This window comes from Streptomyces sp. NPDC051740 (assembly GCF_044453165.1).
GTDB classification, from domain to species: domain Bacteria; phylum Actinomycetota; class Actinomycetes; order Streptomycetales; family Streptomycetaceae; genus Streptomyces; species Streptomyces atrovirens.
Genome location: NZ_JBITCL010000001.1, coordinates 479,672 through 492,168 on the forward strand (window position 1 = coordinate 479,672; position 12,497 = coordinate 492,168).

17 protein-coding genes are annotated in these 12,497 nt (G+C 72.1%); 2 read left to right on the top strand and 15 right to left on the bottom strand.

The window, feature by feature from the left end; genetic code table 11:
* Nucleotides 1-92: 92 nt before the first annotated feature.
* From lgt to hisI, 11 genes are all read right to left on the bottom strand, one after another.
* Nucleotides 93-1,052 carry a prolipoprotein diacylglyceryl transferase gene (gene lgt / locus ACIA6T_RS02265; RefSeq protein ID WP_399444653.1) on the bottom strand — a complete coding sequence of 320 codons (960 nt, stop codon included), beginning with the start codon at nucleotides 1,050-1,052 and terminating at the stop codon, nucleotides 93-95.
* A 93-nt stretch (nucleotides 1,053-1,145) separates the two neighbouring features.
* Nucleotides 1,146-1,925 carry a DsbA family protein gene (locus ACIA6T_RS02270; protein WP_399444654.1) on the bottom strand — a complete coding sequence of 260 codons (780 nt, stop codon included), beginning with the start codon at nucleotides 1,923-1,925 and terminating at the stop codon, nucleotides 1,146-1,148.
* 97 nt (nucleotides 1,926-2,022) lie between these two features.
* On the bottom strand, nucleotides 2,023-2,838 hold the full coding sequence (gene trpA / locus ACIA6T_RS02275) for a tryptophan synthase subunit alpha (protein WP_399444655.1): 816 nt from the start codon (nucleotides 2,836-2,838) through the stop codon (nucleotides 2,023-2,025).
* A complete protein-coding gene (trpB, locus tag ACIA6T_RS02280) occupies nucleotides 2,835-4,118 on the bottom strand; it encodes a tryptophan synthase subunit beta (RefSeq protein ID WP_399444656.1) in 1,284 nt (427 codons plus the stop codon). The genes trpA and trpB overlap by 4 nt, the downstream gene beginning before the upstream one ends.
* A gap of 131 nt (nucleotides 4,119-4,249) precedes the next feature.
* On the bottom strand, nucleotides 4,250-4,423 hold the full coding sequence (trpM, locus tag ACIA6T_RS02285; protein ID WP_399444657.1) for a tryptophan biosynthesis modulator TrpM: 174 nt from the start codon (nucleotides 4,421-4,423) through the stop codon (nucleotides 4,250-4,252).
* Between the two features lie 21 nt (nucleotides 4,424-4,444).
* Nucleotides 4,445-5,254 carry an indole-3-glycerol phosphate synthase TrpC gene (trpC, locus tag ACIA6T_RS02290; RefSeq protein WP_399444658.1) on the bottom strand — a complete coding sequence of 270 codons (810 nt, stop codon included), beginning with the start codon at nucleotides 5,252-5,254 and terminating at the stop codon, nucleotides 4,445-4,447.
* A 167-nt stretch (nucleotides 5,255-5,421) separates the two neighbouring features.
* The gene (locus ACIA6T_RS02295) at nucleotides 5,422-5,859 is read right to left on the bottom strand and encodes a DUF2752 domain-containing protein (RefSeq protein ID WP_399444659.1); all 438 of its coding nucleotides are present in this window, start codon (nucleotides 5,857-5,859) and stop codon (nucleotides 5,422-5,424) included.
* A gap of 65 nt (nucleotides 5,860-5,924) precedes the next feature.
* A complete protein-coding gene (locus ACIA6T_RS02300) occupies nucleotides 5,925-6,152 on the bottom strand; it encodes an HGxxPAAW family protein (RefSeq protein ID WP_399444660.1) in 228 nt (75 codons plus the stop codon).
* An 88-nt stretch (nucleotides 6,153-6,240) separates the two neighbouring features.
* Nucleotides 6,241-6,882 (bottom strand): TIGR02234 family membrane protein, encoded by a 642-nt coding sequence (locus ACIA6T_RS02305; protein ID WP_399444661.1) that lies wholly within the window; start codon nucleotides 6,880-6,882, stop codon nucleotides 6,241-6,243.
* A 52-nt stretch (nucleotides 6,883-6,934) separates the two neighbouring features.
* Nucleotides 6,935-8,428 (bottom strand): anthranilate synthase component I, encoded by a 1,494-nt coding sequence (locus tag ACIA6T_RS02310; protein WP_399444662.1) that lies wholly within the window; start codon nucleotides 8,426-8,428, stop codon nucleotides 6,935-6,937.
* 11 nt (nucleotides 8,429-8,439) lie between these two features.
* Nucleotides 8,440-8,832, bottom strand: coding sequence for a phosphoribosyl-AMP cyclohydrolase (gene hisI, locus ACIA6T_RS02315; protein WP_399444663.1), 393 nt, complete (start codon nucleotides 8,830-8,832; stop codon nucleotides 8,440-8,442).
* A gap of 75 nt (nucleotides 8,833-8,907) precedes the next feature.
* Between hisI and ACIA6T_RS02320 the strand changes: the two genes are divergently transcribed.
* Nucleotides 8,908-9,543 carry a TIGR03085 family metal-binding protein gene (locus tag ACIA6T_RS02320; protein ID WP_399444664.1) on the top strand — a complete coding sequence of 212 codons (636 nt, stop codon included), beginning with the start codon at nucleotides 8,908-8,910 and terminating at the stop codon, nucleotides 9,541-9,543.
* 23 nt (nucleotides 9,544-9,566) lie between these two features.
* Nucleotides 9,567-9,965, top strand: coding sequence for a VOC family protein (locus tag ACIA6T_RS02325; RefSeq protein ID WP_385054876.1), 399 nt, complete (start codon nucleotides 9,567-9,569; stop codon nucleotides 9,963-9,965).
* A 3-nt stretch (nucleotides 9,966-9,968) separates the two neighbouring features.
* Here the strand turns inward: ACIA6T_RS02325 and hisF are convergent, their stop codons facing one another.
* From hisF to hisH, 4 genes are read right to left on the bottom strand one after another with little or no spacing between them, the layout of a single operon-like run.
* A complete protein-coding gene (gene hisF / locus ACIA6T_RS02330) occupies nucleotides 9,969-10,724 on the bottom strand; it encodes an imidazole glycerol phosphate synthase subunit HisF (protein ID WP_399444665.1) in 756 nt (251 codons plus the stop codon).
* Nucleotides 10,721-11,125, bottom strand: a complete 405-nt coding sequence (locus tag ACIA6T_RS02335; protein ID WP_399444666.1) for a Rid family hydrolase — start codon at nucleotides 11,123-11,125, stop codon at nucleotides 10,721-10,723. The genes hisF and ACIA6T_RS02335 overlap by 4 nt, the downstream gene beginning before the upstream one ends.
* Nucleotides 11,122-11,847, bottom strand: a complete 726-nt coding sequence (priA, locus tag ACIA6T_RS02340; RefSeq protein WP_385054869.1) for a bifunctional 1-(5-phosphoribosyl)-5-((5-phosphoribosylamino)methylideneamino)imidazole-4-carboxamide isomerase/phosphoribosylanthranilate isomerase PriA — start codon at nucleotides 11,845-11,847, stop codon at nucleotides 11,122-11,124. Before priA ends, ACIA6T_RS02335 begins: the two co-directional genes overlap by 4 nt.
* Nucleotides 11,848-11,851: 4 nt before the next feature.
* A complete protein-coding gene (hisH, locus tag ACIA6T_RS02345) occupies nucleotides 11,852-12,493 on the bottom strand; it encodes an imidazole glycerol phosphate synthase subunit HisH (RefSeq protein ID WP_399444667.1) in 642 nt (213 codons plus the stop codon).
* Nucleotides 12,494-12,497: the final 4 nt, after the last annotated feature.

Genomic DNA, 12,497 nt, shown 5'->3' on the forward strand with positions numbered 1-12,497 from the left:
CGCGAACGCCGGGCTGCGCAACACCTCCCGCCCCGCACAGGCCGAGGGCGCCCGGAAAACCCCGGGCGCCCTCGGTGTCGTACGGCAGACCGTCAGCTCTTCTTCGCCGACCCGGCCCCATCCTTGGAGTCCTCGGCCTCGGAGGACTCCTCCTTCTCGGAAGGAGCACCCTCCTCGTCCTTCTCCACGGCCTCGACCTCGTCAGCCTCACCATCGGAGGCAGCCTCACCGTCGGAGACTCCCGGCTCCACCACGTCCTCCCGCCCCGGCCGCTTCCGCGCCGACAGCACGATGTACAGCACCGCCAGCAGGAACACCAGGACCGCCGTCCAGTTGTTCAGCCGCAGCCCGAGAATGTGATGCGCCTCGTCGACCCGCATGTACTCGATCCAGAACCGCCCCGCGCAGTACGCCGCGACGTACAGCGCGAACGCCCGCCCGTGCCCGAGCTTGAACCGCCGGTCCGCCCAGATCACCAGCAGCGCCACCCCGACGCACCACAGCGACTCGTACAGGAACGTCGGGTGGTACGTCCCCGCGACCCGGCCGTCGGAGGAGGACGTGATCTCCACCGCCCACGGCAGATCCGTGGCCCGCCCGTACAGCTCCTGGTTGAACCAGTTGCCCCAGCGTCCGATCGCCTGGGCGAAGGCGATGCCCGGCGCGATGGCGTCGGCGTAGGCGGGCAGCGGGATGCCACGGCGCCGGCAGCCGATCCACGCGCCCAGCGCGCCGAAGGCGATCGCGCCCCAGATGCCGAGGCCGCCCTCCCAGATCTTGAAGGCGTCCACCCAGTCACGGCCCTCGCTGAAATACAGCTGGTAGTCCGTGATCACGTGGTAGAGCCGGCCGCCGATCAGGCCGAAGGGCACGGCCCAGACGGCGATGTCGGCCACCGTGCCGGCCCGCCCGCCCCGGGCGATCCAGCGCTTGTTGCCGAGCCAGACGGCAACGAAGACGCCGATGATGATGCAGAACGCGTAGCCGCGCAGCGGAACGGGGCCGAGATACAGCACCCCGCTCGACGGGCTGGGAATGTAGGCAAGTTCCATGGCAGGGTCGACGCTACCGTGCCGGACCGGCCGCACGGCGGGCAGCCCGGCTACGGCTCCATAACAGGACCGTCGGACGATCGGTCCGGGGCGTCACTGTCCCTTGTTGGCCTCCTCGACCATCCGCTTGAACTTCTCGGGGGTCATCGAGCGGTCCTGGTTGATGTCCTTGCCCTCGTACAGCACCGTCGGCGTGCCGCTGAAGCCGCCCTTCCGGAACGCCTCGTGGGACTTGGCGACCCAGCTGTTGTGCGTGCCGTCCTCGACGCAGGAGCGGAAGGCGGGGGTGTCGAGTCCGTCGACCTTGCCGGCCAGCTCGATCAGCTTGCCGTTGTCGGCGAAGGCGTCGTCGCTCTCCGGCGGCTGGTTCTCGAACAGCACGTCGTGGTACGCGGCGAACTTCCCGGCGTCCTGGGCGCAGGCGGCGGCGTTGGCCGCGTTGCGGGAGCCGGTGCCGCCCAGGCCGTTGTCGATCAGTGTGACCAGGTGGTACTCCACCTTCAGCTGACCGGATCCGGTCAGCTCGTGGATGGTGGGGCGGTAGTTCTGCTCGAAGACCTTGCAGGCCGGGCAGCGGAAGTCCTCCCACACCGTGAGGGTGGCCTTGGCGCTCTCCTCGCCGACCGGGATGGCGAGGCCGTCCTTGCCCAGGGCCCCGGAGGGCGCCACGACGGGGCCGGACGCCTCGCTCTCGTCGTCCCCGCCCGAATTGGCGGCGATGACACCGATCACCGCCGCGAGCCCCAGGACACAGAGCACGCTCGCGCCCACGATCAGGGCCCGGCGTCGCTTCTCCGTCTTCTTCTGCTTCTCGCGCTCGTCCGCCATCCGCTCCCGGGCGGTGCGCTTTCCCTCACGGTTCTTCTCGCTCACACCCGCAGAACGAACCGGGGAGGCGCACAGCGCCTCCCCGGTCCCAGGACCACCCGTACGAGGGACCCGTATGACTACCTGCGGATACCTCGGCCGGTTACGCCTGTCGGCGTACGCCCTTGGCCAGGTCACCGGCGAGCGCCCGGACGGCCTCGACGCCGGCGGCGGCGTCGGGGGCGTCCAGCATCCGCTTGACGAAGGCCGAGCCGACGATCACGCCGTCGGCGAAGCGGGCGACCTCGGCGGCCTGGGCGGGGTTGGAGACGCCGAGTCCGACACAGACCGGGATACCGGTGGTGGCGCGGGTGCGCCGCACCAGGTCCTCGGCCTGCGCGCCGACCGACTCACGGGTGCCGGTGACACCCATCAGGGAGGCGGCGTAGACGAAGCCGCTGCCGACCGCGGTGATCTCGGCGAGCCGCTCGTCCTTGCTGCTGGGCGCGACCACGAAGACCGTGGCGAGCCCGTGCTTCTCCGCGTGCTCCCGCCACAGCGCCGACTCCTGGACGGGCAGGTCGGGCAGGATGCACCCGGCGCCGCCCGCCTCGGCCAGCTCGGCGGTGAACCGCTCGACGCCGTAGCGGTCGATGGGGTTCCAGTACGTCATGACGAGGATCGGCTTGCCGGTGGCCGCGTGGGCCTCGCGGACCGTGCGCATCACGTCGGCGATCCTCACGCCGCCGCGCAGGGCGATGTCGTCGGCGGTCTGGATGACCGGGCCGTCGAGGACCGGGTCGCTGTGCGGCAGACCCACCTCCACGACGTCGGCGCCGCCGTCCAGGGCGGCCTTGACGGCCTCGATGCCGCCGTCCACGGTCGGGAACCCGGCCGGGAGGTAGGCGATGAGGGCGGAGCGGCCCTCGGCCTTCGCCGCGGCGAGGGTGTCGTTCAGCAGCCGCACGTTCCCGCTCACTTGGCGTCCCCCTCGATCTCGGCGGTGCCGGCCTCGTCGGCGGCGACCTCGGCGTCGGTGTCGTACAGCCCGAAGTAGCGGGCGGCGGTGTCCATGTCCTTGTCGCCGCGCCCGGACAGGTTGACGACGATCAGCGCGTCCTTGCCCAGCTCCTTGCCGACCTCCAGGGCGCCGGCGAGGGCGTGGGCGCTCTCGATGGCCGGGATGATGCCCTCGGTGCGCGACAGCAGGCGCAGGGCCTGCATGGCGGCGTCGTCGGTCACCGCGCGGTACTCGCCGCGGCCGCTGTCCTTGAGGTAGGAGTGCTCCGGGCCGATGCCCGGGTAGTCCAGGCCGGCCGAGATCGAGTACGGCTCGGTGATCTGGCCCTCGTCGTCCTGGAGGACGTACGACCGGGAACCGTGCAGGATGCCGGGCTCGCCCGCGGTGAGGGTGGCCGCGTGCTCGCCGCTCTCGATGCCGTGTCCGGCGGGCTCGCAGCCGATGAGGCGTACGCCGGTGTCCGGGATGAAGGCGTGGAAGAGTCCGATGGCGTTGGAGCCGCCGCCGACACAGGCGATCGCGGCGTCGGGCAGGCGTCCGGCGCGCTCCAGGAGCTGACGGCGGGCCTCGACGCCGATGACGCGGTGGAAGTCGCGCACCATCGCCGGGAAGGGGTGCGGTCCCGCGACGGTGCCGAAGAGGTAGTGCGTGCGGTCGACGTTGGCGACCCAGTCGCGGAACGCCTCGTTGATGGCGTCCTTCAGGGTGCGGCTGCCGGACTTCACGGCGATGACCTCGGCGCCGAGCATACGCATCCGGGCCACGTTGAGGGCCTGGCGCTGCGTGTCGATCTCGCCCATGTAGATCGTGCAGTCGAGGCCGAAGAGGGCGCAGGCGGTGGCGGTGGCCACGCCGTGCTGCCCCGCGCCGGTCTCGGCGATGACGCGGGTCTTGCCCATGCGCCTGGTGAGGAGGGCCTGGCCGAGCACGTTGTTGATCTTGTGCGAGCCGGTGTGGTTCAGGTCCTCGCGCTTGAGGAAGATCCTTGCTCCGCCGGCGTGCTCCGCGAAACGGGGGACCTCGGTGAGCGCGCTCGGGCGGCCGGTGTAGTTGACGAGCAGGTCGTCGAGTTCCCGGGCGAACTCGGGGTCGTGCTTGGCCTTGTCGTACTCGACGGCGACCTCGTCGACCGCGGCGACGAGGGCCTCCGGGATGAACTTGCCGCCGAAGGCGCCGAAGTAGCCTTCGGGGCTCGGGGTGCGACCCTCCGGGTCGGGGATGAAGAAGGTGCTGGACATGCGTGTACCTCACGGTGAGTGTGTGTCGGGCACGTTTCGCCGTGGAGCGGGGGTCGTCGGCCGGCTTCAGGCCGTGTGTGGCTGGTCGCGCTCACGCGACGGAGTCGCATATTCAGTACAGCCCCGCGCCCCTAGGTCGGCTGGTGCCATCGCATGCCGTTGACCTGCCCGGGTTCGTCGCCGATGACGTACCGCACCCGGCGGCCGTGCACCCTGCGCGCGGGCGCGCGGCAGCCCCGGGGCCGACAGCCGCGCGCGAGGCGGGCGTACGGGTCCCGGGGGGCCAGAGGGAGTGCGGGTGTCATCGGGGTCAGCCTACCGGTGGATCAGCCGCGGCCGTGGCGCAGGGCCGGGTGTTCGCCCGCTGCCACCAGGTCGGAGACAGCCGTCCTGGGGTCCTTGCCGGTGACCAGGGACTCGCCCACCAGGACGGCGTCGGCGCCGGCGTTGGCGTAGGCGATGAGGTCGTGCGGGCCGCGGACGCCGGACTCGGCGACCTTGACGATGTGCGCGGGAATCTCCGGGGCGACCCGCTCGAACGTGCCGCGGTCGACCTTCAGCGTCTTCAGGTTGCGCGCGTTGACGCCGATGACCTTGGCGCCCGCGTCGACCGCGCGCTCGACCTCGTCCTCGTCGTGCACCTCGACGAGCGGGGTGAGGCCGATGGACACGGCGCGCTCGATCAGCGACTCCAGGGCCGGCTGGTCGAGGGCCGCGACGATCAGCAGGGCGAGGTCGGCGCCGTACGCGCGGGCCTCCCAGAGCTGGTACGACGTGACGATGAAGTCCTTGCGCAGGACGGGGATGTCCACGCGCGCGCGGACGGCCTCCAGGTCGGCCAGCGAGCCGCCGAAACGGCGCTGTTCGGTGAGGACGGAGATGACGGCGGCGCCGCCCGCCTCGTAGTCGGCGGCGAGTCCCGCCGGGTCGGCGATCGCGGCCAGCGCGCCCTTGGACGGGCTGGAGCGCTTGACCTCGCAGATCACCTTGACACCGTCGCCGCGCAGGGCGGCCGCGCCGTCCTTGGCCGCGGGAGCCTTCGCCGCACGCTCCTTGAGCTCGTCGAGGCTGACGCGCGCCTGCCGCTCCGCGAGGTCGGCACGGACTCCGTCGATGATCTCGTCGAGCACACTCACGCGAGCGGCCCCCTTCCTGACGGTCGGTCTTCACTGGTCACTGCGATGGTATCCGCAGCAGGGCGGATGCCTCGCATCCAGGTTGACGCCGTTCCCTCCCCCACCCTCGGACCGGCTTCGCACGGCTCGGGCGGGAGGTGCCCCCATCCTGGGCTTTCGCCTGTTGATCAAGGATGCAGCCAGCCACCGAACGGCAGGTTCCGGACAACCGTGAACACCACGAGCAGTGCTCCCAGGGACCACAGGAGCACCGGCGGCGGATCGATCCGCCGCGGCGGCCCGCCGCGCGCCGCGCGGATCACCCAGACGGTCCACAGCACGGCGCAGACGGCGTAGCCGAGGACGGCGGGCGCGTTGGCCTGGAGGGCGGCCGGGAGGTCTCCGTGGACGACGGCGTGCGCGCTGCGCAGTCCGCCGCAGCCGGGGCAGTACAGGCCGGTGAGGCGCAGCAGCGGGCAGGCGGGGTAGTGGCCGGGCTCGTTGGGGTCCACGGCCCCGACGTAGGCGAAGGCCCCGGCGACGGCGGCGAGCAGCCCCGCGGGGACGGCCAGCCGGGCCGCTCTGCCGGGGGGCGCTTGGGGGGTGGGGGCGTTCACGCTGTGCATTGTGCCCCGGACGCGGCTCAGGGGCGGTTCCGGCGGTGTGCCGGGCCCGCCCCTGTGCGGAGTGCTCAGCCCTCGGCGCGGGCCGGTACGGCGTGGGTGCTCTTCGGCTGGCCCATGCCCATCGAGCGCATGACGGCGCCGACGATGCCGCCGAGGATCACGAGGCCCATGCCGGCCCAGAAGCCCGCGGGCTGGTCCATCACCATGAACGCGCCCGCGACGCAGAAACCGATGAAGGCGATGATGACACCGGTCCAGGCGGCCGGGGTGTGACCGTGGCTGCTGCCCGCCATTGCTTGCTCCTCGTTGCTGTGTACGTGTCTGAGCAGACGCTCGCCCTCATTGTCCCGCACGCACGCGCCGAGGGTGAGCGGGGGTGCGTTACGCGCTCGTCGGGTCCTCGCCCCTGTCCAGGGCCTTCCAGAGGTCCTCGGGGCGGTCGGGGTCGACGGGGGCGGGCCTGCGGCGTGGGCGTGGGGTGCCGCCCCGTTCGTAGCGGCCGGACATGGCCGGCCAGAGGCGGCCGTAGCGCAGGGCGAGCAGGCCGGCCAGCAGCAGCAGGACACCGCCCACGGCGGCCACGTACGGCCACGCCGTGTGGCTCAGGGCCTCCACGGTCGCGGACGTGTCACCCGACGCCTCCGCCGCCTTCTCGTCGAGCGCCCCGCTGTCCGACGCCCCGAACAGCGCCGCCGCCACCGTGCCCGCCCCGGACAGCGCCAAGAGGGCCGCGACGGCGAAGCGCCCGGCACGGCGCACGGCGAACACCGCGACCAGCGCCGCCAGCCCCACGACGGCCAGGGCGGCGGGCACGCCCGTCACGTCGCTGCCCTGCGCGGTCAGCGGGAACGCGCCGCCGGCCACCGTGGCGGTGCCCTCCGACCACTGCTGCCGGGTGGCGAGCAGGGCCACGGCCGCGCCCAGGGCGCCGCTCAGCAGGGCGACGGCGAGGCTGAGGCGGCCACCGCGGGCGGAACCGGCGGCCTCGGAACGGGGGGTAGGTACAGCAGTCACGCCCTCCACTATCGCCTGAACCCCGGGCGAACCGACACCCGGGGTTCACCTCGGACGTCCCTCAGACCGTTCCCAGCCGGTTCGCGGTGTGCACCGCGCGCAGCACCGCCGCCGCCTTGTTACGGCACTCGGTGTCCTCCGCGACCGGGTCGGAGTCGGCCACGATCCCCGCTCCGGCCTGCACGTACGCGGTGCCGTCCCGCAGCAGGGCGGTACGGATCGCGATCGCGGTGTCGGAGTCGCCCGCGAAGTCGAGGTAGCCGACGCAGCCGCCGTACAGCCCGCGCCGGGACGGTTCGAGTTCGTCGATGATCTGCAGCGCGCGGGGCTTGGGCGCCCCGGAGAGCGTGCCGGCCGGGAAGCAGGCGGTGAGCACGTCGAACGCGGTGCGGCCGGCGCCGACCCGGCCGGTGACCGTCGAGACGATGTGCATGACGTGCGAGTACCGCTCGACGGACATGAAGTCGACGACCTCGACGGAGCCGGGTTCGCAGACCCGTCCGAGGTCGTTGCGCCCGAGGTCGACGAGCATCAGGTGCTCCGCGCGCTCCTTGGGGTCGGCGAGCAGTTCGTCGCCGAGGGCCTGGTCCTCCTGCGGGGTGGCGCCGCGGTGCCGGGTGCCGGCGATGGGGTGGACCATGGCGTGCCCGTCCTCGACCTTCACCAGCGCCTCGGGGGACGAGCCGACCACGTCGAAGCCGTCGAAGCGGAACAGGTACATGTACGGGGACGGGTTGGTGGCCCGCAGCACCCGGTAGACGTCGAGGGCGCTCGCCGTGCACGGCGTCTCGAACCGCTGGGAGGGGACGACCTGGAAGGCCTCCCCCGCGCGGATGCGTTCCTTGATGTCCTCCACGGCCTGCCGGAAGTCGGGGCCGCCCCACCGCGCGGTGTACTCGGGCAGCTCGGAGGGCGGCAGCACGGCGGGCGGCTGGGCCACCGCGCGGGCGAGGTCGGCCTCCATGGCGTCGAGCCGGGCCACGGCGTCGGCGTACGCCTCGTCGACGCCGGTCTCCAGGTCGTTGTGGTTGATCGCGTTGGCGATCAGCCAGACGGCGCCCTCCCAGTGGTCCATGACGGCGAGGTCGCTGGTGAGCAGCATGGTCAGCTCGGGCAGCCTCAGGTCGTCCCGCTCGCCGGGGCCGACCTTCTCCAGGCGGCGCACGATGTCGTAGCCGAGGTAGCCGACCATGCCGCCGGTGAAGGGCGGCAGGCCCAGGTCGTGGGCGAGGTCGCGCGGGGTGTGCAGGGTCTGGAGGGTCGTGCGCAGCGCGGCGAGCGGATCGCCGTCCACGGGGACGCCGACGGGCGGGGCCCCCTCCCAGTGCGCCTGTCCGGCGCGCTCGGTGAGGGTGGCGGCGCTGCGGACGCCGACGAAGGAGTAGCGGGACCAGGAGCGGCCGTTCTCCGCCGACTCCAGCAGGAACGTGCCCGGGCGCTCGGCGGCGAGCTTGCGGTAGAGCGCGACCGGGGTGTCGCCGTCGGCGAGGAGCTTGCGGGTGACCGGGATGACCCGGCGGTCGGTGGCGAGCTTGCGGAACGTCTCGAGGTCCATGGCGGCAGACCTTACTGATCCGCGGCGGGGACGTCCGCCGGCAGGACGTCGGCGTCGAAGCAGGTGCGGGCGCCGGTGTGGCAGGCGGCGCCCACCTGGTCGACCTTGACCAGCACGGTGTCCGCGTCGCAGTCCAGGGCGACCGACTTGACCCACTGGAAGTGGCCGGAGGTGTCGCCCTTGACCCAGTACTCCTGACGGCTGCGCGACCAGTAGGTGCAGCGGCCGGTGGTGAGCGTGCGGTGCAGTGCCTCGTCGTCCATCCAGCCCAGCATCAGCACCTCTCCGGTGTCGTACTGCTGGGCGATGGCGGGCAGGAGGCCGTCGGGGCTGCGCTTGAGCCGCGCGGCGATCTCCGGGTCGAGGCGGCTGGGCCGGGACGTGCTGCTGGTCATGTCGACCATTGTGCCGCGCCCCGGTCACCGGGCCTTGACGATGTCCACTGGGCGGACTTCCCGCCCGGCCGTAGGCTGGCATGCATGTCGACCCATGCCAAGCGTGAACGACTTCTCCTGGCCGATCTGCTGGAGACCACGGGCCCGGAGGCCCCCACCCTCTGCGAGGGCTGGACGGCCCGGGACCTCGCCGCCCACGTGGTGGTGCGCGAGCGCCGCCCCGACGCGGCCGGCGGCATGCTGGTCAAGCAGCTGGCGGCGCGTCTGGAGCGGGTGACGGCGGAGTTCACCGACAAGCCGTACGAGGAGCTGATCCAGCTCATCCGGACGGGTCCGCCGCGCTTCTCACCCTTCTCGCTCAAGCAGATCGACGAGCTGTCGAACATCGTCGAGTTCTACGTCCACACGGAGGACGTGCGCCGCGCCCAGCCCGACTGGACGCCGCGCGAGCTCGACCCGGTGTTCCAGGACGCCCTGTGGTCGCGTCTGGAGCGCTCCGCGCGGTTGATGGGCCGCGGGGTGCCGACGGGTCTGGTGCTGCGCCGTCCGGACGGCCAGACGGTGGTGGCGCATCGCGGCACCCCGGTGGTCACGGTGACCGGGGAGCCGTCCGAGCTGGTGCTGTTCGCCTACGGCCGGCAGAGCGCCGCCAAGGTCGGGCTGGACGGCGACGAGGACGCGATCACGAAGCTGCGCGAGACCAAACAGCTCGGCATCTGATCCGCACCCGAAAGGCGCAGCTCGTGATCAAAGTGGCCATGACCAGTGTGTACGTCGACGACGTGGCGAAGGCGCACGCCTTCTACACCGATGTCCTCGGCTTCGAGACCCGTACCCACATGGATCTGGGCGGCGGCACGCTGTTCGTCACCGTGGGCGCGAAGGACGGCGCCCAGCGGGACCTGGAGCTGCTGCTGGAGCCGGGCCAGGGGCCCATAGCGGAGCCGTACCGCAGGGCGGTGCGCGAGGCGGGGCTGCCCGCGATCGTGTTCTCCGTGGACGACCTCCGCGCGGAGTTCGAACGGCTCCGCGGGGAGGGTGTCCACTTCGTCCAGGACCCTCAGGAGCAGGGTCCGGTGATCGCCGCCGTCCTGGACGACACGGTCGGCAATCTCATCCAGCTGGCCCAGCCGACCGGCTGAGCCTCACCGCACCGGGTGACCGGCTCCCCGCAGCGTCTCCTTGACCTGGCCGATGCGCAGGTCGCCGAAGTGGAAGACGGAGGCGGCCAGCACCGCGTCCGCGCCCGCCGCGACCGCCGGCGGGAAGTCGGCGAGCTTGCCGGCGCCCCCGGAGGCGATCACCGGGACGGTGACGTGCTTGCGGACGGCGGCGATCATCTCCAGGTCGTAGCCGTCCTTGGTGCCGTCGGCGTCCATGGAGTTGAGCAGGATCTCGCCGGCGCCCAGCTCGGCGGCCCGGTGCGCCCACTCCACGGCGTCGATGCCGGTGCCGCGACGGCCACCGTGCGTGGTGACCTCGAAGGAGCCGGAGTCGGTGCGCCGGGCGTCGACCGAGAGGACGAGCACCTGCCGGCCGAAGCGTTCCGCGATCTCGCGGATGAGGTCGGGCCGGGCGATGGCCGCCGTGTTGACGCCCACCTTGTCGGCGCCCGCGCGGAGCAGCTTGTCCACGTCCTCGGTGGTGCGGACGCCGCCGCCCACGGTGAGCGGGATGAACACCTGCTCGGCGGTGCGGCGCACCACGTCGTAGGTCGTCTCGCGGTTGCCCGACGAGGCGGTGATGTCCAGGAACGTCAGCTCGTCGGCGCCCTCGGCGTCGTACACCTTGGCCATCTCGACGGGGTCGCCCGCGTCGCGCAGGTTCTGGAAGTTGACGCCCTTGACGACCCGGCCGTTGTCCACGTCCAGGCAGGGGATGACTCGGACCGCCAGGGTCATGAAGTCACGGCTCCTCTGAATGCTTCGAGTTCCACTGAGACCAGGACGCGCGAGTCGACGAAGCCCTCGACCACCAGCAGGGTGGTGACCGGGCGCACCGCGTCGAACAGCTCCTTGTGGGCGCGTCCGGCCGCGTCGACGTCCCGCGCGTGGGCGAGGTGGAGGCGCGTGCGGATCACGGACTCGACGCCGAGCCCGAACTCGCCGATCGCCTCCAGCGCGCTGGTGAAGGCCACCTTGGCCTGCTCGTACGGGTCGCCCTCCCCGTACAGCACATCGCCCCGGAACGCGGTCGTGCCCGCCACCAGGACGCGGTCGCCCGCCGCCACGGCACGTGCGAAGCCGAGGGTCTCCTCCCAGGGATTCGTGCCCTGCACGCGCCGTACGGCATCGATCGTCATGAGGACACAGCCTCCAGGGCCTCTTCCAGGGTGAACGCCTTGGCGTACAGGGCCTTCCCCACGATGGCGCCCTCGACACCGAGCGGGACGAGGCCGGCGATGGCGCGCAGGTCGTCCAGGGAGGAGACGCCCCCGGAGGCGACCACGGGGCGGTCGGTGGCGGCGCAGACGTTCTTCAGCAGTTCCAGGTTGGGGCCCTGGAGGGTGCCGTCCTTGGCGATGTCGGTGACGACGTAGCGGGCGCAGCCCTCCTTGTCGAGGCGCTCCAGCGTCTCGTAGAGGTCGCCGCCGTCGCGGGTCCAGCCGCGGCCGCGCAGGGTGGTGCCTCGTACGTCGAGACCGACGGCGATCTTGTCGCCGTGCTCGGCGATGATCCCGGCGACCCATTCGGGGGTCTCCAGGGCGGCGGTGCCGAGGTTGACGCGGGTGCAGCCGGTGGCGAGGGCGGCGGCGAGGGTGTCGTCGTCGCGGATGCCTCCGGACAGCTCCACCTTGATGTCCATCGCCCCGGCGACCTCGGCGATCAGCGCGCGGTTGTCGCCGGTGCCGAACGCGGCGTCCAGGTCGACCAGGTGCAGCCACTCGGCGCCCGAGCGCTGCCAGGCGAGGGCGGCCTCCAGGGGGGAGCCGTACGACGTTTCCGTCCCGGACTCGCCGTGCACCAGGCGGACGGCCTGGCCGTCGCGGACGTCGACGGCGGGGAGGAGTTCGAGCTTGGCCATGTCTCTACAGGGTTCCGATCCAGTTGGTGAGGAGCTGGGCACCGGCGTCGCCGGACTTCTCGGGGTGGAACTGGGTGGCCCACAGGGCGCCGTTCTCCACGGCGGCCACGAACGGCTCGCCGTGGGTGGACCAGGTGACCAGCGGGGGGCGCATCGCCGGGTTGGTCGTCTCGAGGGTCCAGTCGTGGACGGCGTAGGAGTGCACGAAGTAGAAGCGGGCGTCCGTGTCGAGGCCGGCGAACAGCTCGGAGCCGGCCGGGGCGTCCACGGTGTTCCAGCCCATGTGGGGCACTATGTCGGCCTGGAGCGGCTCGACGGAGCCGGGCCACTCGTCGAGGCCCTCGCTCTCCACGCCGTGCTCGATGCCCCGCGCGAAGAGGATCTGCATGCCGACGCAGATGCCCATCACCGGGCGCCCGCCGGAGAGCCTGCGGTCGACGATCCAGTCGCCGCGCGCCTCCTTGAGGCCCTTCATGCAGGCGGCGAAGGCGCCGACGCCGGGGACCAGCAGCCCGTCGGCGTTCATGGCCTTGTCGAAGTCGCGGGTGATCTCGACGTCGGCTCCCGCGCGGGCGAGGGCGCGCTCGGCGGAACGGACGTTGCCGAAGCCGTAGTCGAAGACCACGACCTTCTTGGTAGTGCTCAAGGGT

What these genes read in the sequence shown, in the direction of transcription:
- ACIA6T_RS02320 (WP_399444664.1), top strand. Translation starts at nt 8,908, where the DNA reads ATGTCGACCCATGCCAAGCGTGAACGACTTCTCCTGGCCGATCTGCTG.
- hisF (WP_399444665.1), bottom strand. Translation starts at nt 10,724, where the DNA reads ATGACCCTGGCGGTCCGAGTCATCCCCTGCCTGGACGTGGACAACGGC.
- ACIA6T_RS02300 (WP_399444660.1), bottom strand. Translation starts at nt 6,152, where the DNA reads ATGGCGGGCAGCAGCCACGGTCACACCCCGGCCGCCTGGACCGGTGTC.
- lgt (WP_399444653.1), bottom strand. Translation starts at nt 1,052, where the DNA reads ATGGAACTTGCCTACATTCCCAGCCCGTCGAGCGGGGTGCTGTATCTC.
- hisI (WP_399444663.1), bottom strand. Translation starts at nt 8,832, where the DNA reads ATGGTCGACATGACCAGCAGCACGTCCCGGCCCAGCCGCCTCGACCCG.
- ACIA6T_RS02335 (WP_399444666.1), bottom strand. Translation starts at nt 11,125, where the DNA reads ATGACGATCGATGCCGTACGGCGCGTGCAGGGCACGAATCCCTGGGAG.
- priA (WP_385054869.1), bottom strand. Translation starts at nt 11,847, where the DNA reads ATGGCCAAGCTCGAACTCCTCCCCGCCGTCGACGTCCGCGACGGCCAG.
- ACIA6T_RS02310 (WP_399444662.1), bottom strand. Translation starts at nt 8,428, where the DNA reads ATGGACCTCGAGACGTTCCGCAAGCTCGCCACCGACCGCCGGGTCATC.
- ACIA6T_RS02295 (WP_399444659.1), bottom strand. Translation starts at nt 5,859, where the DNA reads ATGCACAGCGTGAACGCCCCCACCCCCCAAGCGCCCCCCGGCAGAGCG.
- trpM (WP_399444657.1), bottom strand. Translation starts at nt 4,423, where the DNA reads ATGACACCCGCACTCCCTCTGGCCCCCCGGGACCCGTACGCCCGCCTC.
- trpB (WP_399444656.1), bottom strand. Translation starts at nt 4,118, where the DNA reads ATGTCCAGCACCTTCTTCATCCCCGACCCGGAGGGTCGCACCCCGAGC.